Source organism: Streptomyces spiralis (assembly GCF_014654675.1).
GTDB classification, from domain to species: Bacteria; Actinomycetota; Actinomycetes; order Streptomycetales; family Streptomycetaceae; genus Streptomyces; species Streptomyces spiralis.
The window spans coordinates 1-13,690 of the sequence record NZ_BNBC01000026.1; the positions used below are offsets into that span (position 1 = coordinate 1).

The window sequence follows — 13,690 nt, forward strand, 5'->3', positions numbered from 1 at the left end:
CTCACGGCATCCCGGTGCGGCGGGCTGGACGCACCACCACGGCCCCGACCCACCCACGCACAGGACGCGCGACGGCACCACCGCTCACCCGCACTCACGGCATCCCGCGCAGCTCCAGCGAGCAGCACTTCACGCTCCCGCCCCCCTTGTGCAGCTCGCCCATCTCCACCCCGATCGGCTCGAACCCCCGCTCGCGCAGCGCACCGCACAGACCCGCCGCCGTCTGCGGCAGCACCACGTGCAGCCCGTCGGATACCGCGTTCAGCCCGAGCGCCACCGCGTCCTCCTCGGCCGCGACCAGCGCGTCCGGGAACAACCGCCGGAGCACCTCCCGGCTGCCGGGCGAGAAGGCCGGCGGGTAGTACGCCACCTCGCCCGCCACGTCGTCGAGCACGGCCAGCGCCAGCCCGAGGTGGTGAAAGCGGGGGTCGACCAGCTCCAGACCGATCACCGGCCGCCCGAAGAACTCCTGTGCCTCGCCGTGCGCGAGCGGGTTCGTCCGGAAGCCGTGCCCCGCCAGCAGACAGGAGGCGGTGACGGCGACATCGCCCTCGCCCTCGTTGATGTGGACCGGCACATGCAGATGCGCGAACCCGTTCGCCGCGAACCACTCCAGGTGCGTCTCGGCCTCCGGCTCCCGCCGCGGCTGGGCGAACCGGGCGCCGAACACCCGCCCGTCGACCACCGTGGCGCCGTTCGCCGTGAACACCATGTCCGGCAGCGTCGGATCGGGCGTCAGCTCCTCGACGGTGTGGCCGAGCGACCGGTACACGTCGCGCAGCCGCTCCCACTGGGCCAGGGCCAGCGCCACGTCGACCGGCTTGGCCGCATCCGTCCACGGCTCGGTGGAGTACGTGAGGTCGAAGTGTGCGGGTGGGCACATCAGAAAGCGCCGGGGTGTGGCGCTGCGGGAACGGGCCAAGGCGTGCTCCTCGGGTACCGCAGGGCTGCTTCGAGCCCATGGTGCGCCCGGTACGGCCGTGGCGCGCGGGCCGGGCACCGGGCTTCGCCCACCTGAGTGGCACACACCTGACCGCACGCACCCGAGTCGCACGCACCCGAGTCGCACGCACCCGAGCGGCACGTACCCGAGAAGCACGCCGCTGCGGCGAGACGCCCCGTCTCACCCCCCTGCTACCGTCGCCCCATGGTCAAGAAGCCCGTCCCCGACGCCACCCGCCGCAGTGAGAAGTCCCGTCGCGCGATCTACGACGCCGCCCTCGCGCTCGTCGCCGAGGTCGGTTACCCGAAGACCACGATCGAGGGAATCGCCGCCCGGGCCGGAGTGGGCAAGCAGACGATCTACCGGTGGTGGCCGTCGAAGGCGGACGTGCTCCTGGAGGCGTTCCTCGACCTCGGCGAGCAGGCGGCCCGGCAGGCCGGGCAGGTGCCGTACGAGATCCCCGACACCGGCGACCTCGCCGCCGACCTCAAGGCGGTGCTGCGCGCCACCGTCGACGAACTGCTCGATCCGAGGTTCGAGGCGCCGTCGCGGGCACTGGCCGCCGAGGGTTTGGTGAACGAGCAGCTCAGCCGGGAGTTCGTGGCCAAGCTGCTGGAACCGCAGCTCCAGCTGTACGTGAACCGGCTGCGCGCCGCCCAGGCCACCGGGGCCGTACGCCCCGACGTCGACCCCCGCATCGCCCTGGAACTCTTCGTCTCCCCGCTCGCCCAGCGCTGGCTGCAGCGCACGGCCCCCATCACGTACGCCTACACCGACACGCTCGTCGACTACGCGCTGTACGGACTGGCACCACGCTGAGCAGCGACCCCCGGCCCGGACACGGGGCCGCGGTCACCGCGGCCGCGGGATGGTGCGACCATGGACGCAGCTGTCCAGACGTAGCTGTCCACACCAGCGAGGCGAGGGGATAGATGAGCGCGGAGTTCGGCGGCCGAACCGGCCGGCAGGGCAAACTCTCCCAGTGGCTGCGCGGATGCCGCCCGAAGGAGGCCGCCGGGGACGGCGGCCGAGAGGCCCTGCTGCTCGCCGCCGCCGCCGCGGGACTGCCCCTCGCGCCCGCCGCACACCCGGGACCCGGCTACGGCTGCTCCTGCGACCGCGTCGGCTGTCCCACGCCCGCCCGGCACCCGGTGTCGTTCGCCTGGCAGACGCAGTCCACGACCGACCGCGCGCAGATCGAGCGCTGGTCCCGGCACCAGCCGCAGGCGAACTTCATCACCGCGACCGGCATGGTGCACGACGTACTGGACGTGCCGGTGGAGGCCGGACGGGAGGCCCTGGAGCGGCTGCTCGCCGCCGGCGTCGAGACGGGACCGGTCGCCGAGAGCGACGACGGCCGCATGCTGTTCTTCACCCTCACCCGCGGCACCCCCGAGGACGAGGACGAGTGGTGGCCCTGCGAGCTGGACTGCCACCCGGAGACCATGGACGAGCACCCGGGGCTGCGCTGGCACTGCCGAGGCTCCTATGTCCTCGTACCGCCGGCCCGGCTGCCCGGCGACGTCGACCGGTCGGTGCGCTGGGTACGCGGCCCCGAGCATCCGCTGCCCGACCCGCTCAGCCTCCTGGAGGCCCTCACCGACGCCTGCGCCCGCCACGCCGGCCAGGAACCCGGCCCCATCGGCGCGGCCTGGCCCCTGGGCCACTGAAGCCGCCGCCGCAAGCAGCCCACTGAAGCCGCCGCCGTAACCAGCCCGCGGAAGGCGCCCCCGGAACACACCCGCCGAAGCGGCCCCGCGAGCCGCTCCGGAACATACCGCCGAAGAGGTCCCTGCAAGCCGCCCCGGAAGGCACCCGCGGAAGCGTCCCCGCATTCCGCCCCGGAAGACGGCTCCGCGTCACCCGCCCTGCGCCGCCGTCATCCCCTGCACGCGCCCCACGACCGCGACCTTCCCCTGGGTGCTGCCCGAGCCCGCCGAGCCCGCCGCCGGGTCCAGCACCACCTCGTTGGAGACGAACTCCATCGTCAGCGACTGCTTGATCTCGCCCTTGGTCAGCGCCTGCACGGCCTTGTTCGGGCGCGGCACGGTCGCGCCCGAGGCGGCGGTCTGCTTCATGTAGTGGTGCGTGACGAAGAACACCAGCGCGCCGCCGTCGGCGGTGCGCAGCGCCAGCGGGGCGTAGGCGCCGTTCGTGAGCGGCTCGTCGATGTACTGCGTGGCCAGGCCCGGCTTGACGGCGTTCCGGGCGCGCAGCGAGCGCCAGGTGGTGGTGTGCTGCCCCGGGGCGAAGGTGTCGCCGCCGTCCTTCAGATAGGTGGCGTAGGCCTGGCTCAGGTCGCCCGGACGGGCGGTCAGCCCGGGGGAGTCGGCGGGCACGGCCTCGGCCCAACCGTCCTTGTCCTGCTTGAACTTCGGTACGTTCGCGGGGGCCACCAGCGTCAGATAGGCCACCTTCCACGTCTCGTTCAGGTCGCCGCGGGTGAACACCAGCAGCCAGCGCGCGCTGCCGCCCTTGTTGCCCTTGGCGTCGGCGAGGAACCAGCGCGGCCAGCCGGCCTTCTTCGGGATCGTGAACCTGGCGTCGGTGAGCGTCAGCGGAGTGTGCCGGTCGTTCCCGCTCGGGCTGTTGATGTGGCCGGCCTTCAGCCGTGCCGCGTCGATGGCGCCGAAGGCGCCCGTGACATGACCCGCGTCCAGGGAGCTGTCGTAGGCCTTGTCGGCCTTGTTGTACACGTCCGTGAACTGCGCGAGCGCCTTCGCGGCCTCGGCACGCGTGGTGGCCGGGAGCACCTCGCGCTCCCCGTGCACCACCACGCACCCGCTCGCCGTCCACGACAGCGCGGTCACCGTGGCCGCGATCAGGACCTTTCGCTCGAGCCTGCGAAGCCCGACCCTGCTAAGCCTGCGACGCCTGCGAGGGCCGCGAACCCTGCTCATCAGCTACCGTCACCTTCCCCTTCCCGGAGGGGAACCCTACCGGGGCGAAGAACAGCGTGAGGGTGGGGACCAGGTACAGCAGCCACACCGTGACCTGAAGGACCGTCGGGTCGGGCTGGAAGTTCAACACGCCCTTCAGCAGCGTGCCGTACCAGCTGTCCGGCGGAATCGTGCCGCTGATGTCGAAGGCCAGGCTGGTCAGGCCCGGCAGCCAGTCGGCCTCCTGGAGGTCGTGGAAGCCGTACGCCAGCACGCCCGCCGCGACCACGACCAGCATGGCGCCGGTCCAGGTGAAGAACTTGGCGAGGTTGATCTTCAGCGCGCCCCGGTAGAACAGCCAGCCGAGCAGCACCGCGGTCGCCAGGCCCAGGGCCACGCCGACCAGCGGGCGCGGGGTGCCGTCGGAGGCGGCGTGCACGGACGCCCACACGAACAGCGCGGTCTCCAGGCCCTCCCGGCCCACGGCCAGGAACGCGGTGACCACCAGCGCGCCCGTGCCCATCGCCAGCGCCTGGTCCAGCTTGCCGTGCAGCTCGGACTTCAGATGCCGGGCGGTGCGCCGCATCCAGAAGACCATCCAGGTCACCAGGCCCACCGCGAGCACGGACAGCGAGCCGCCGAGGGCCTCCTGCGCCTGGAACGTCAGCTCCTGGGAGCCGAACTCGAGGACGCTGCCGAAGCCCATGGCGATGGCGACGGCGATGCCGATCCCGGTCCAGATCGGCCTCAGGGCGTCCCTGCGGCCGGTCTTGACCAGGTAGGCGATCAGGATGCACACGACGAGGCTGGCCTCCAGCCCCTCGCGCAGACCGATCAGGTAGTTGGAGAACACTGCCTACGCCTCCTCGGACAGCAGGGTGCGCCCCCACCAGTCGTTCGCGTCGCGAACGCCCGGCGGAATCGCGAAGACCGCCGAACCCACGTGCTGGATGTACTCGTTGAGCGCGTCGTGCGCCGACAGCTTGCGCTGCAGCGGGATGAACCCCTTGCGCACGTCGCGCTGGTAGGCCAGGAAGAACAGGCCCGCGTCGAGCCGGCCCAGGCCGTCCGTGCCGTCGGTGAAGGAGTAGCCCCGGCGCAGGATCGTGATCCCGCCGTTGGCGTCGGGGTGCGCGAGCCGTACGTGCGCGTCGGGCTTCATCGCCTTCAGGAACGGCTCGTCGTGCTCCTTCGCCTTGCCGACGGGCGCGCCCTCGCCCTTGTCCCGGCCGAAGACGTCCTCCTGCTCCTGCAGCGAGGTACGGTCCCAGGTCTCGACGTTCATCCGGATGCGCCGGGCGACCAGGTACGAACCCCCGCTCATCCAGGCGTCCTTCGCGCCGGTGTCCCCGTCGCCGACCCACACGAACTTCTTCAGCCGGTCGGTCTCGGTGCCGGCGATGTTGCGGGTGCCGTCCTTGAACCCGAAGAGGTTGCGCGGGGTCTGGGAGCCGGGGGTCGTCGAGGAGGTCTTGCCGAAGCCGAGCTGGGACCAGCGGATGGCGACCTTGCCGAAGCCGATGCGGGCCAGGTTGCGGATCGCGTGCACGGCGACCTGCGGGTCGTCCGCGCAGGCCTGGATGCACAGGTCGCCGCCGGTGCGGGTGCGGTCGAGGTTGTCGCCGGGGAACTTGGGCAGGTCGACCAGGGCGGCGGGCCGCTTGTCCGTCAGCCCGAACTTCTCGAACAGGGAAGGGCCGAAGCCGATGGTGAGGGTCAGCCGGGAGGGCTTGAGGCCGAGGGCCTCGCCGGTGTCGTCGGGCGGCGCCTCGGCGAGCCCGCCGTACGCGCCCTCGCCGACCGTCTTCCCGGCGGTCATCCGGCGCGCGGCGGCCGTCCAGTCCTTCAGCATCTGCACGAACTCGGCGCGGTCGTCGGTCTTCACGTCGAACGCGGCGAAGTGCAGCCGGTCCTGCACCGGCGTGGCGATGCCCGCCTGGTGGGCGCCGTGGAACTCCACCGCGCCACCGGCGTCCGCGCCGGACGCCTCCGTGTCGTCCTCGCCGGTGGCCATGGCCATCGCGCCGCCGGCGGCGACGGCGCCCAACGCCAGCCCGGCCCCGCCCCAGCCGATGAGGGCCCGGCGGGAGGGCCTGCGCCCCTGCTCCGAAGGGCTGTCGCCCTCGCTCTGGCTCTGGCTCTGTGCCTGGGTCTCGGTCATCGGTCTCGCCCTCCTGCTCCCTACTTGACGACGGCGGCGGCGAGCTTGGACAGCGGCTCGGCGAGCGCGTTCACCGCGTCCGAGAGCTCCTTGCGCTGGTCCTCGCCGAGCTTGTCGTAGGAGGTGAAGTCGTACGACGACTTGTCCGTGCGGTACTTGTCGAGCAGTGCGTCGAGCGCGGTGAACTGCTTGTCCAGCTCCTTGGTGAGGGCCGGGTCGTTCTTGGCGGCCACGGGCTTCAGCAGCCCGTAGGCCTTCTGCGCGCCCTCGACGTTGCCCTTGAAGTCGACGAGGTCGGTGTGGGAGTAGCGCTCCTCCTCACCGGTGACCTTGCCGGTGGCGACCTCGTCGAGGAGTTCCTTGGCACCGTTGGCCATGGAGGTCGGGGTGATCTCGGCGGTGCCGACCCGCTTCTGCCAGTCCTTCAGATCGGTGACCAGCTGGTCGGCGAGGGTCTTCTCCTCGGCGCCGATCTTCCCGTTCTTCCACAGGGCCATCTCCAGCCGGTGCCAGCCGGTCCACTTCTGGCCCTGCTCCAGGCCGTCCTCGCGGACGTCGACCTTGGGGTCGATGTCACCGAAGGACTCGGCGACCGGCTCGGTGCGCTCCCAGCCGAGCCGGGAGGGGGCGTAGGCCTTCTTGGCGGCGGCGACGTCCCCGTCCTTGACCGCCTTCACGAACGTCTCGACGCGGGGCAGGGTCTCGTCGGCCTGGTCCTGGGCGTACTGGCGGTAGGCGGCGACGGCCTCGTCCAGCCGCGGGTCCCGCTCGGCGGCCGCGCCGGAGCCGGTGACGGTGAGCTTCTGCCGTACGCCGTGCCCCTTCATCCCCGGCCGGCAGGCGATCTCGTACGAGCCCGCCTTCACCTCGGCGGTCAGCGTGTACTTGGTGCCGGGGCCGATGTTCTCCTTCTCCGAGACGATCCGGTCGTCCGGGAACAGGATCTCGACCTCGGTCGCCTTGGACCCCTTGTTCTCTATCTTCAGCGTGACCTGACCGGCCGGAACACTCTTGGCCGAGGTCTCGCAGGTGGAGTCGGCGGCGGTCACCTGGATCGCGTCGCCGTCCTTGGCCTCGCTCTTGGCGGTGCAGGCCGTCAGGGCGGTCAGAGCGGCCGCGGTGGCGGCGGCGGTGACGACGGGGAGTCGGACGGCTCGCATGCAGGCTCCAGACGGGAACAGTTGGTGAGGCTCACCTAACTTAGCGCAGGCTTACCTCGGCCATACCCCCGGGGTCCGGTGATTCACCTCTCACTTGATCGCGGACGTCTGTTTGAATGCCCCGGTGACCGACTACGACGTGCTGCGCGTCTTCTGCGGGCCCCGCGGTGGCTACGGCAACGAGCTGGGCGTGGTCCGCGACGGCTCCCTGCTCCCCGACCGGGACGACCGCCAGGCGCTCGCGGCGAAACTGGGCTTCAGCGAGACGGTGTTCGTCGACGACCCGGAGCGCGGCGTCATCGACATCTACACCCCCACCCTGCGCCTGCCGTTCGCCGGCCACCCCTGCGTCGGCACCGCCTGGCTCCTGGACGTCCCCGAACTGGTCACCCCCGCGGGCCCGGTAGGCACCCGCCTGGACGGCGAGTTCACCTGGATCGAGGCCCGCCCGGAGTGGGCCCCGCCGCGCACCCTGCGCCAGTACGCCACTCCCTCGGAGGTCGACGACCTCGAGATCCCCCCACCAGGGGAGTGGATCTACGCCTGGTCCTGGGAGGACGAACCCGCCGGCCGCATCCGCGCCCGCGCCTTCCCCGGCCGCGACGACGGCATCGACGAGGACGAGGCGACAGGCGCGGCAGCCCTCCTGCTCACCGCCGAACTGGGCCGTGCCCTCAACATCACCCAGGGCAGCGGCTCCCAGATCCTGACGGCCCCCCAGCCGGGCGGCTGGGTGGAGGTGGGGGGCCGGGTGGTCCTGGAGGGGCAGGAGCGCTGACGGGGCTCAGCGTCAGGGCAGCGTCAGGATCTCCGCGCCCGTTTCCGTGACCACCAGGGTGTGTTCGAACTGGGCGGTGCGTTTGCGGTCCTTGGTGACCACCGTCCAGCCGTCGTCCCAGACGTCGTACTCGTGGGTGCCGAGGGTCAGCATCGGTTCGATGGTGAAGGTCATGCCGGGGCGCATGAGCGCGGTGGCGTGCGGGCTGTCGTAGTGGGGGATGATCAGGCCGGAGTGGAAGGACGAGTTGATGCCGTGGCCGGTGAAGTCGCGGACCACTCCGTAGCCGAAGCGCTTGGCGTAGGACTCGATGACCCGGCCGATGACGTTGATCTGGCGGCCCGGCCTGACCGCCTTGATCGCGCGGTTCAGGGACTCGCGGGTGCGTTCCACGAGCAGGCGGCTCTCCTCGTCGACGTCACCGACCAGGTACGTGGCGTTGTTGTCACCGTGCACCCCGCCGATGTACGCCGTCACGTCCAGGTTGACGATGTCGCCGTCCCGCAGCACCGTCGAGTCCGGGATGCCGTGGCAGATCACCTCGTTGATCGAGGTGCACAGCGACTTGGGGAAGCCCCGGTAGCCGAGCGTCGAGGGGTAGGCGCCGTGGTCGCACATGTACTCGTGCGCCACCCGGTCCAGCTCGTCCGTGGTCACTCCCGGCGCGATGTGCCTGGCCGCCTCCTCCATCGCCTGGGCGGCGATCCGTCCGGCGACCCGCATCGCCTCGACGGTCTCCGGCGTCTGCACCTCCGGCCCGGTGTACGGCTTCGGCGCGGGCTTGCCGACGTACTCGGGGCGGCGGATGTTTCCGGGTACGGAACGGGTGGGGGAGAGCTCCCCGGGGACGAGCAGCGACTGGCCAGACATGACAGCGAGTCTATCCAGCGGGGATGGGGGAACATGTCCGTGGCGAGAGGAGCTGGTCATGCCCCTGTTCAAGAAGCGCACCGTCGGAAAGCCGGGCGAGTGGTTCTACTGCCTGGAGCACCAGAAGGTCGAGGAGGGACCCGAGTGTCCCGCCAAGGACCGGTTCGGCCCGTACGCCTCCCGGCAGGAGGCCCAGCACGCGATGGAGACCGCCCGCGAGCGCAACCTCCAATGGGAGAACGACCCCCGGTGGCACGACACGGCCGCCGGCGAGAGCGAAGAGGGCTGATCAGCCGGGCCGATCACGCCGGTGTCCGGACCGCGGCTGCGCGCTCCTCGCGCAGCCGCACCGCGTGCTCGTTCGTCCGGGCGTCGTACCTCGTCAGCCCCGGCAGGCACACGGCCAGCAGCCCCACCGCACCCGCGCACAGCAGCCCGCCCGACCACACCGACGCCCGTACGCCCCACCAGGCGGCCACGCCGCCCGAGCGGACCTGGCCCAGCTGCGGGCCCACCGAGTAGGACAGCAGCTCGATCCCGGCGAGCCGGCCGCGCAGCGCGTCCGGGATCGTCTGGTTCCACATGGCACCGCGGAAGATCCCGCTGACCATGTCGCAGCCCCCGGCCACGGTCAGGAACAGCAGCACCAGCCACACATCGCCCACGACACCCGCGGCGGCCACCGCCAGGCCCCACAGCAGCGCCGCCAGCACCACCATCCGCCCGTGCCGGTGCACCCGGGACGTCCAGCCGCTGGTGACGCTCACCAGCAGCGACCCCAGCGGCACCGTCGCGTACATCAGGCCCAGCGCCCAGCGGGCGTCCAGCTCGTCCGCGAGGAACGGCAGCACGGCCAGCGGCATCGCCAGGAACATCGCCGCCAGATCGACGACGTACGTCCCGAGCAGCTCCTTGCGGCCCCAGGCGTACCGGGCGCCCTCCGCGATCGCCCGCAGTGACGGCTTCGCGGCCTCGTGCGAGGCGGGCTGGGCGGCGATGCGCACCACGAGCGCGACGGAGACCACGAACGTCGCCGCATCGGCCGCGTAGGCCGGGGCCAGCCCCGCGTACGCCACCATCACGCCCGCCAGGGCCGGGCCCGCCACGCCCCCGGCCGTCCAGCGCAGCGAGTTCAGCGCCGTCGCCGCCGGCAGGTGCTCGTGCGCCACGATCCTCGGCCACAGCGAGTCCAGCGCCGGACGCTGCACGGCGCCCAGCGCCGAGGACAGCGCGGCCACCACGTACAGCGGCCACACCGTCGGGTGCGGCAGCATCGCGTTCACCAGCAGGACGGCGCTCAGCACACCCTGGCCGGCCTCGCTCCACACGATCAGCCGCCGCTTGTCCAGCGCGTCGGCCAACGCCCCGCCGTACAGCCCGAACACGATCAGCGGCACCAGCTCCACGGCACCGATCGCACCCACCGCCGCGGCCGAGCCGGTCAGCTCCTTCATCTGCACCGGCAGCGCGACGAAGGTGAGGAAGCTGCCGAAGTTCGAGATCAGGCCCGACACCCACAGCCGACGAAAGTCCCGGGAGGCCCGCCAGGGGGCGAGGTCGGGGAGCAGGGCCCGCAGACCGGAGGGTGGGGCGGCGGCGACGGGGGTCTCCGCAGACTCTGCGGGTTCCACGGGCTTCGCGGGTTCCACGGGCTGCGCGGGTTCGGTGGGTGCGGCGGCGTCGGTCACGTCGCGCCATGCTCAGGCGGGCGACCGGCGCGGGCAACTGGTTTTCCGTGCGCCGGCGGCGCACGGAGGCGTGCGCTGCCCGTGCGGAGGCGTGTGCTGCCGGCGTGGTGGGGTGCTACCAGCGCGACGGCGGTGGAGCCGTCAGCAGTTCCGTCAGTCTGGACAGGCGGTCGCGGAACCGTCCGCGGCCCCGTCCGGACGGCAGCGCGTTCTCCCCGGCCGCCGCGCTGACCAGGTGCTGCACGGTGTCCAGGTCCAGCTCCGCGCCCTCCGGCACCGCCAGCGTCTCGTGCGCCATCGCCGCCAGCTCGCCCCCGCCCGGCCCCAGGGCCAGCACCGTCGCCCCGGCCCGCCGCGCCTCGTGCACCCGCCCCAGCAGCGGGGCGGGCTCGGGCTCCTCGGGAGCCACGACGAGCAGCGTCTCGCCGCGCCGGGCCGCCTCCAGCCGGCCGAGCCCGACGGCCAGGTGCGCCGGGTCCGAGGGGCGCGCGTCGTGCCGTACCAGGGTCGGCGCCAGCTCCGGGGTGCCCGACCAGGCGGCCTCGTCCACCAGATGCGCGGCCAGGTGCCACGGCTCGTACTCGGGCGTGCCCACGAGCAGCAGCCCGCCCCCGTGCGACACGACCGACCCCCGCAGCACGCCCGCGAACCGCCGGGTGGCACCCAACCACTCGGTTCCGCTGAGCACTTCACGCAGCCATGCGACCCGTACGGCGTCCATACGCGCGCATCCTGCCGCAAACGGCCCTGCGCCAGGCGGAGTTCGGCCGGAATTCGCCCGCCCTGGGGACATCGGCGGGACATGGGGGCCGGTCGGCGGTGAGGCCCGCCGACGAGGCCCGTGGCGTGGCACACCCGAGCGGGTGGCGCGGCCGTCGCGGACGTAGAGTCGGCCCATGACCTCTACCGACGGTGCACAGGGTGCACAGAGTGCGCAGAAGGCCCCCGCCAAGGACCCCTGGGACCTGCCCGACGTCTCCGGGCTGGTCGTCGGCGTGCTCGGCGGGACCGGTCCGCAGGGCAAGGGCCTCGCCTACCGCCTCGCCCGGTCCGGCCAGAAGGTGATCATCGGCTCCCGGGCCGCCGAGCGCGCGCAGGCGGCGGCGGAGGAGATCGGTCACGGTGTCGAGGGCGCCGAGAACGCCGAGGCCGCCCGCCGCAGCGACTTGGTGATCGTCGCCGTGCCCTGGGAGGGCCACGGCAAGACTCTCGAAGCGCTGCGCGAGGAGCTGGCCGGCAAGCTCGTCGTGGACTGCGTCAACCCGCTCGGCTTCGACAAGAAGGGGGCCTACGCCCTCAGGCCCGAGGAGGGCAGCGCCGCCGAGCAGGCCGCCGCCCTGCTGCCGGACTCACGGGTGACGGCGGCCTTCCACCACCTGTCGGCGGTCCTGCTGCTGGACCCGGAGATCGAGCAGATCGACACCGACGTCATGGTCCTCGGCGAGGAGCGCGCCGACGTCGAGACCGTCCAGGCGCTGGCGGGCCGCATCCCCGGCATGCGCGGCATCTTCGCCGGCCGGCTGCGCAACGCCCACCAGGTCGAGTCCCTGGTCGCGAACCTGATCTCGGTGAACCGCCGGTACAAGGCGCACGCCGGGCTCCGCGTCACGGACGTATGACCTCATGGGGGACACTGGTGGCCGAAGAAGTACCCAGCACGACACCCGGCCCGACCCGGCAGTGTCCCCCGACAGGAGCCGACCGACATGCCTCGCCTCGCCCTCTACGCCCTGATCGTCTGCGTGCTCTCCGTGGCCGCGGCGGTCGTCTCCTTCGTCCAGGGCAGCTGGCTGGGAATCGTGTGGATCCTGCTGGCGGGGCTGTCGTCCAACATGACCTGGTACTACGCGCGCCGGGGCCGGGCCGCCCGGAACGGGTCCGTCACGGGCTGAGCGTGCAGAGCTCGTTCGTGCCCTGCCAGAAGCGGTACGCCTCCTGGCCGCAGTAGCTGTCGAACTCGCTGATCCCCAGGCCCCGCAGGATCGCGTGGATCACGTCGAAGAAGACGCTGTTGATCGACGGCACCCACAGCAGCGCGAACACGATCAGCAGGCCGAACGGCGCGAACGGCTCCACCTGGTGCTTGACCTTGTACGACAGCCACGGCTCGATGACCCCGTAGCCGTCCAGGCCCGGGACCGGGAGGAAGTTCAGGATCGCGGCCGTGACCTGGAGCAGCGCGAGGAACGCCAGGGCGAAGCGGAAGTCGCGGGGCACGCCGTCCAGCGCGTGCAGCCAGAACGGGGCCGTGCACACCGCCGCGAACAGCACGTTCGTCAGCGGGCCCGCCGCCGAGATCAGGCTGTGCCGCCAGCGGCCACGGATCCGGGACCGCTCGATGAACACCGCACCGCCCGGCAGGCCGATCCCGCCCATGATCACGAAGATCACCGGGAGCACGATGCTCAGCAGGGCGTGCGTGTACTTCAGCGGGTTCAGCGTGAGGTAGCCCTTCGCGCCGACCGTGATGTCCCCGCTGTGCAGCGCGGTGCGCGCGTGCGCGTACTCGTGCAGGCACAGGGAGACGATCCAGGCCGCCGTCACGAACAGGAACACCGCGACGCCCGGCTGCTCGGCGAACCCGGTCCAGGTGGCCCAGCCCGTGACGGCGGTGACGGCGAGGATCCCGACGAACACGGGACTCATCCGCCGGTCGCTGTGGCGGGTGGTGACGGTGGTCATCGGGAAACTCCTGTGGTCGTCCTGGTCCGTCCGGGCGTCCGACCGTACCGGGCGCAAGGGATGAACGTCTCGCGTCGGGTGACGGGTTCCTTCGGTGGGTCCTTTTCACGGGGATTCGTGGTGAGTGGGGCCTGTGGGGCCTGTGGGGCGGGGGCTCGGCGCGTGCACCGGGACCCCGCTTCCCGACACCACCGGGCGCCGCGCCGCGCAACCCCCGTGACCGGCCCTGACGTCCCTGGAGACAATGGACCCCGTGCGCTATCGCATCCTCGGCACCACGCAGGCACTCCGCCCGGACGGCACGGTCGTCCCGGTCGGCGGGGCGCGGCTGCGTGCCCTGCTGACCGTGCTCGCCCTGCGGCCCGGCCGTACGGTCCCGGTCCGTGTCCTGGTCGACGAGGTGTGGTCCGGCGATCCGCCCGCCGACGCCACGGGTGCGCTGCAGGCGCTGGTCGGGCGGCTGCGCCGGGCGCTCGGCGCCGACGCGATCGCCTCCGCCGAGGGCGGCTACCGGCTCACCGCCACCGCC

Annotated in this window: 15 protein-coding genes and 1 pseudogene; 7 read left to right on the forward strand and 9 right to left on the reverse strand. The window is 72.2% G+C overall.

Annotated elements, in window-relative coordinates; all coding sequences use genetic code 11:
• Window positions 1-94: 94 nt before the first annotated feature.
• Complete coding sequence (ddaH, locus tag IE318_RS24945) at window positions 95-922, reverse strand: dimethylargininase (RefSeq protein WP_229903730.1); 828 nt, start codon at window positions 920-922, stop codon at window positions 95-97.
• A 225-nt stretch (window positions 923-1,147) separates the two neighbouring features.
• On the opposite strand from ddaH, the gene IE318_RS24950 reads away from it, so the two are divergent.
• Entirely contained in the window at window positions 1,148-1,762 is a 615-nt protein-coding gene (locus IE318_RS24950; RefSeq protein WP_189903824.1) for a TetR/AcrR family transcriptional regulator, read from the forward strand.
• 113 nt (window positions 1,763-1,875) lie between these two features.
• Window positions 1,876-2,613: a bifunctional DNA primase/polymerase gene (locus IE318_RS24955; protein WP_189903826.1), complete on the forward strand. Its 738-nt coding sequence runs from the start codon at window positions 1,876-1,878 to the stop codon at window positions 2,611-2,613.
• A 189-nt stretch (window positions 2,614-2,802) separates the two neighbouring features.
• Here the strand turns inward: IE318_RS24955 and IE318_RS24960 are convergent, their stop codons facing one another.
• Genes IE318_RS24960 through efeO form a run of 4 tightly spaced genes read right to left on the reverse strand, consistent with a single transcriptional unit; the run spans window position 2,803 to window position 7,143 of the window.
• Window positions 2,803-3,843: an SCO2278 family lipoprotein gene (locus IE318_RS24960; RefSeq protein ID WP_189903829.1), complete on the reverse strand. Its 1,041-nt coding sequence runs from the start codon at window positions 3,841-3,843 to the stop codon at window positions 2,803-2,805.
• On the reverse strand, window positions 3,803-4,675 hold the full coding sequence (gene efeU / locus IE318_RS24965; RefSeq protein ID WP_189903831.1) for an iron uptake transporter permease EfeU: 873 nt from the start codon (window positions 4,673-4,675) through the stop codon (window positions 3,803-3,805). Before efeU ends, IE318_RS24960 begins: the two co-directional genes overlap by 41 nt.
• A 3-nt stretch (window positions 4,676-4,678) precedes the next feature.
• Window positions 4,679-5,983, reverse strand: coding sequence for an iron uptake transporter deferrochelatase/peroxidase subunit (gene efeB / locus IE318_RS24970; protein ID WP_189903833.1), 1,305 nt, complete (start codon window positions 5,981-5,983; stop codon window positions 4,679-4,681).
• 20 nt (window positions 5,984-6,003) lie between these two features.
• Window positions 6,004-7,143, reverse strand: coding sequence for an iron uptake system protein EfeO (gene efeO / locus IE318_RS24975; RefSeq protein WP_189903835.1), 1,140 nt, complete (start codon window positions 7,141-7,143; stop codon window positions 6,004-6,006).
• A 124-nt stretch (window positions 7,144-7,267) separates the two neighbouring features.
• Here efeO and IE318_RS24980 point away from each other — a divergent pair, with 124 nt between their 5' ends.
• Window positions 7,268-7,921, forward strand: coding sequence for a PhzF family phenazine biosynthesis protein (locus IE318_RS24980; RefSeq protein ID WP_030169460.1), 654 nt, complete (start codon window positions 7,268-7,270; stop codon window positions 7,919-7,921).
• Window positions 7,922-7,933: 12 nt separating this feature from the next.
• On the opposite strand, the gene map is transcribed toward IE318_RS24980, so the two are convergent.
• Complete coding sequence (gene map / locus IE318_RS24985) at window positions 7,934-8,791, reverse strand: type I methionyl aminopeptidase (RefSeq protein ID WP_189903837.1); 858 nt, start codon at window positions 8,789-8,791, stop codon at window positions 7,934-7,936.
• A 58-nt stretch (window positions 8,792-8,849) separates the two neighbouring features.
• Between map and IE318_RS24990 the strand changes: the two genes are divergently transcribed.
• The gene (locus IE318_RS24990; protein ID WP_030169456.1) at window positions 8,850-9,080 is read left to right on the forward strand and encodes a hypothetical protein; all 231 of its coding nucleotides are present in this window, start codon (window positions 8,850-8,852) and stop codon (window positions 9,078-9,080) included.
• Between the two features lie 13 nt (window positions 9,081-9,093).
• Here IE318_RS24990 and IE318_RS24995 read toward each other — a convergent pair whose 3' ends face one another.
• The gene (locus tag IE318_RS24995; protein WP_189904002.1) at window positions 9,094-10,422 is read right to left on the reverse strand and encodes an MFS transporter; all 1,329 of its coding nucleotides are present in this window, start codon (window positions 10,420-10,422) and stop codon (window positions 9,094-9,096) included.
• Between the two features lie 172 nt (window positions 10,423-10,594).
• The gene (locus IE318_RS25000) at window positions 10,595-11,200 is read right to left on the reverse strand and encodes a hypothetical protein (RefSeq protein ID WP_030169451.1); all 606 of its coding nucleotides are present in this window, start codon (window positions 11,198-11,200) and stop codon (window positions 10,595-10,597) included.
• 175 nt (window positions 11,201-11,375) lie between these two features.
• Between IE318_RS25000 and npdG the strand changes: the two genes are divergently transcribed.
• Both npdG and IE318_RS25010 read left to right on the forward strand, forming a co-directional pair.
• A complete protein-coding gene (gene npdG, locus IE318_RS25005; protein WP_030169449.1) occupies window positions 11,376-12,098 on the forward strand; it encodes an NADPH-dependent F420 reductase in 723 nt (240 codons plus the stop codon).
• Between the two features lie 87 nt (window positions 12,099-12,185).
• On the forward strand, window positions 12,186-12,371 hold the full coding sequence (locus IE318_RS25010) for a hypothetical protein (RefSeq protein ID WP_030169447.1): 186 nt from the start codon (window positions 12,186-12,188) through the stop codon (window positions 12,369-12,371).
• Here the strand turns inward: IE318_RS25010 and IE318_RS25015 are convergent.
• The gene (locus IE318_RS25015; protein WP_189903839.1) at window positions 12,361-13,161 is read right to left on the reverse strand and encodes a site-2 protease family protein; all 801 of its coding nucleotides are present in this window, start codon (window positions 13,159-13,161) and stop codon (window positions 12,361-12,363) included. The two genes, IE318_RS25010 and IE318_RS25015, sit on opposite strands and share 11 nt — an antisense overlap.
• A 244-nt stretch (window positions 13,162-13,405) precedes the next feature.
• Here IE318_RS25015 and IE318_RS25020 point away from each other — a divergent pair.
• Window positions 13,406-13,690 (forward strand): annotated as a pseudogene (locus IE318_RS25020) (AfsR/SARP family transcriptional regulator); the annotation flags it as partial.

What these genes read in the sequence shown, in the direction of transcription:
- IE318_RS24950 (WP_189903824.1), top strand. Translation starts at nt 1,148, where the DNA reads ATGGTCAAGAAGCCCGTCCCCGACGCCACCCGCCGCAGTGAGAAGTCC.
- IE318_RS24955 (WP_189903826.1), top strand. Translation starts at nt 1,876, where the DNA reads ATGAGCGCGGAGTTCGGCGGCCGAACCGGCCGGCAGGGCAAACTCTCC.
- IE318_RS24960 (WP_189903829.1), bottom strand. Translation starts at nt 3,843, where the DNA reads ATGAGCAGGGTTCGCGGCCCTCGCAGGCGTCGCAGGCTTAGCAGGGTC.
- efeB (WP_189903833.1), bottom strand. Translation starts at nt 5,983, where the DNA reads ATGACCGAGACCCAGGCACAGAGCCAGAGCCAGAGCGAGGGCGACAGC.
- efeO (WP_189903835.1), bottom strand. Translation starts at nt 7,143, where the DNA reads ATGCGAGCCGTCCGACTCCCCGTCGTCACCGCCGCCGCCACCGCGGCC.
- map (WP_189903837.1), bottom strand. Translation starts at nt 8,791, where the DNA reads ATGTCTGGCCAGTCGCTGCTCGTCCCCGGGGAGCTCTCCCCCACCCGT.
- IE318_RS24990 (WP_030169456.1), top strand. Translation starts at nt 8,850, where the DNA reads ATGCCCCTGTTCAAGAAGCGCACCGTCGGAAAGCCGGGCGAGTGGTTC.
- IE318_RS25000 (WP_030169451.1), bottom strand. Translation starts at nt 11,200, where the DNA reads ATGGACGCCGTACGGGTCGCATGGCTGCGTGAAGTGCTCAGCGGAACC.
- npdG (WP_030169449.1), top strand. Translation starts at nt 11,376, where the DNA reads ATGACCTCTACCGACGGTGCACAGGGTGCACAGAGTGCGCAGAAGGCC.
- IE318_RS25010 (WP_030169447.1), top strand. Translation starts at nt 12,186, where the DNA reads ATGCCTCGCCTCGCCCTCTACGCCCTGATCGTCTGCGTGCTCTCCGTG.
- IE318_RS25015 (WP_189903839.1), bottom strand. Translation starts at nt 13,161, where the DNA reads ATGACCACCGTCACCACCCGCCACAGCGACCGGCGGATGAGTCCCGTG.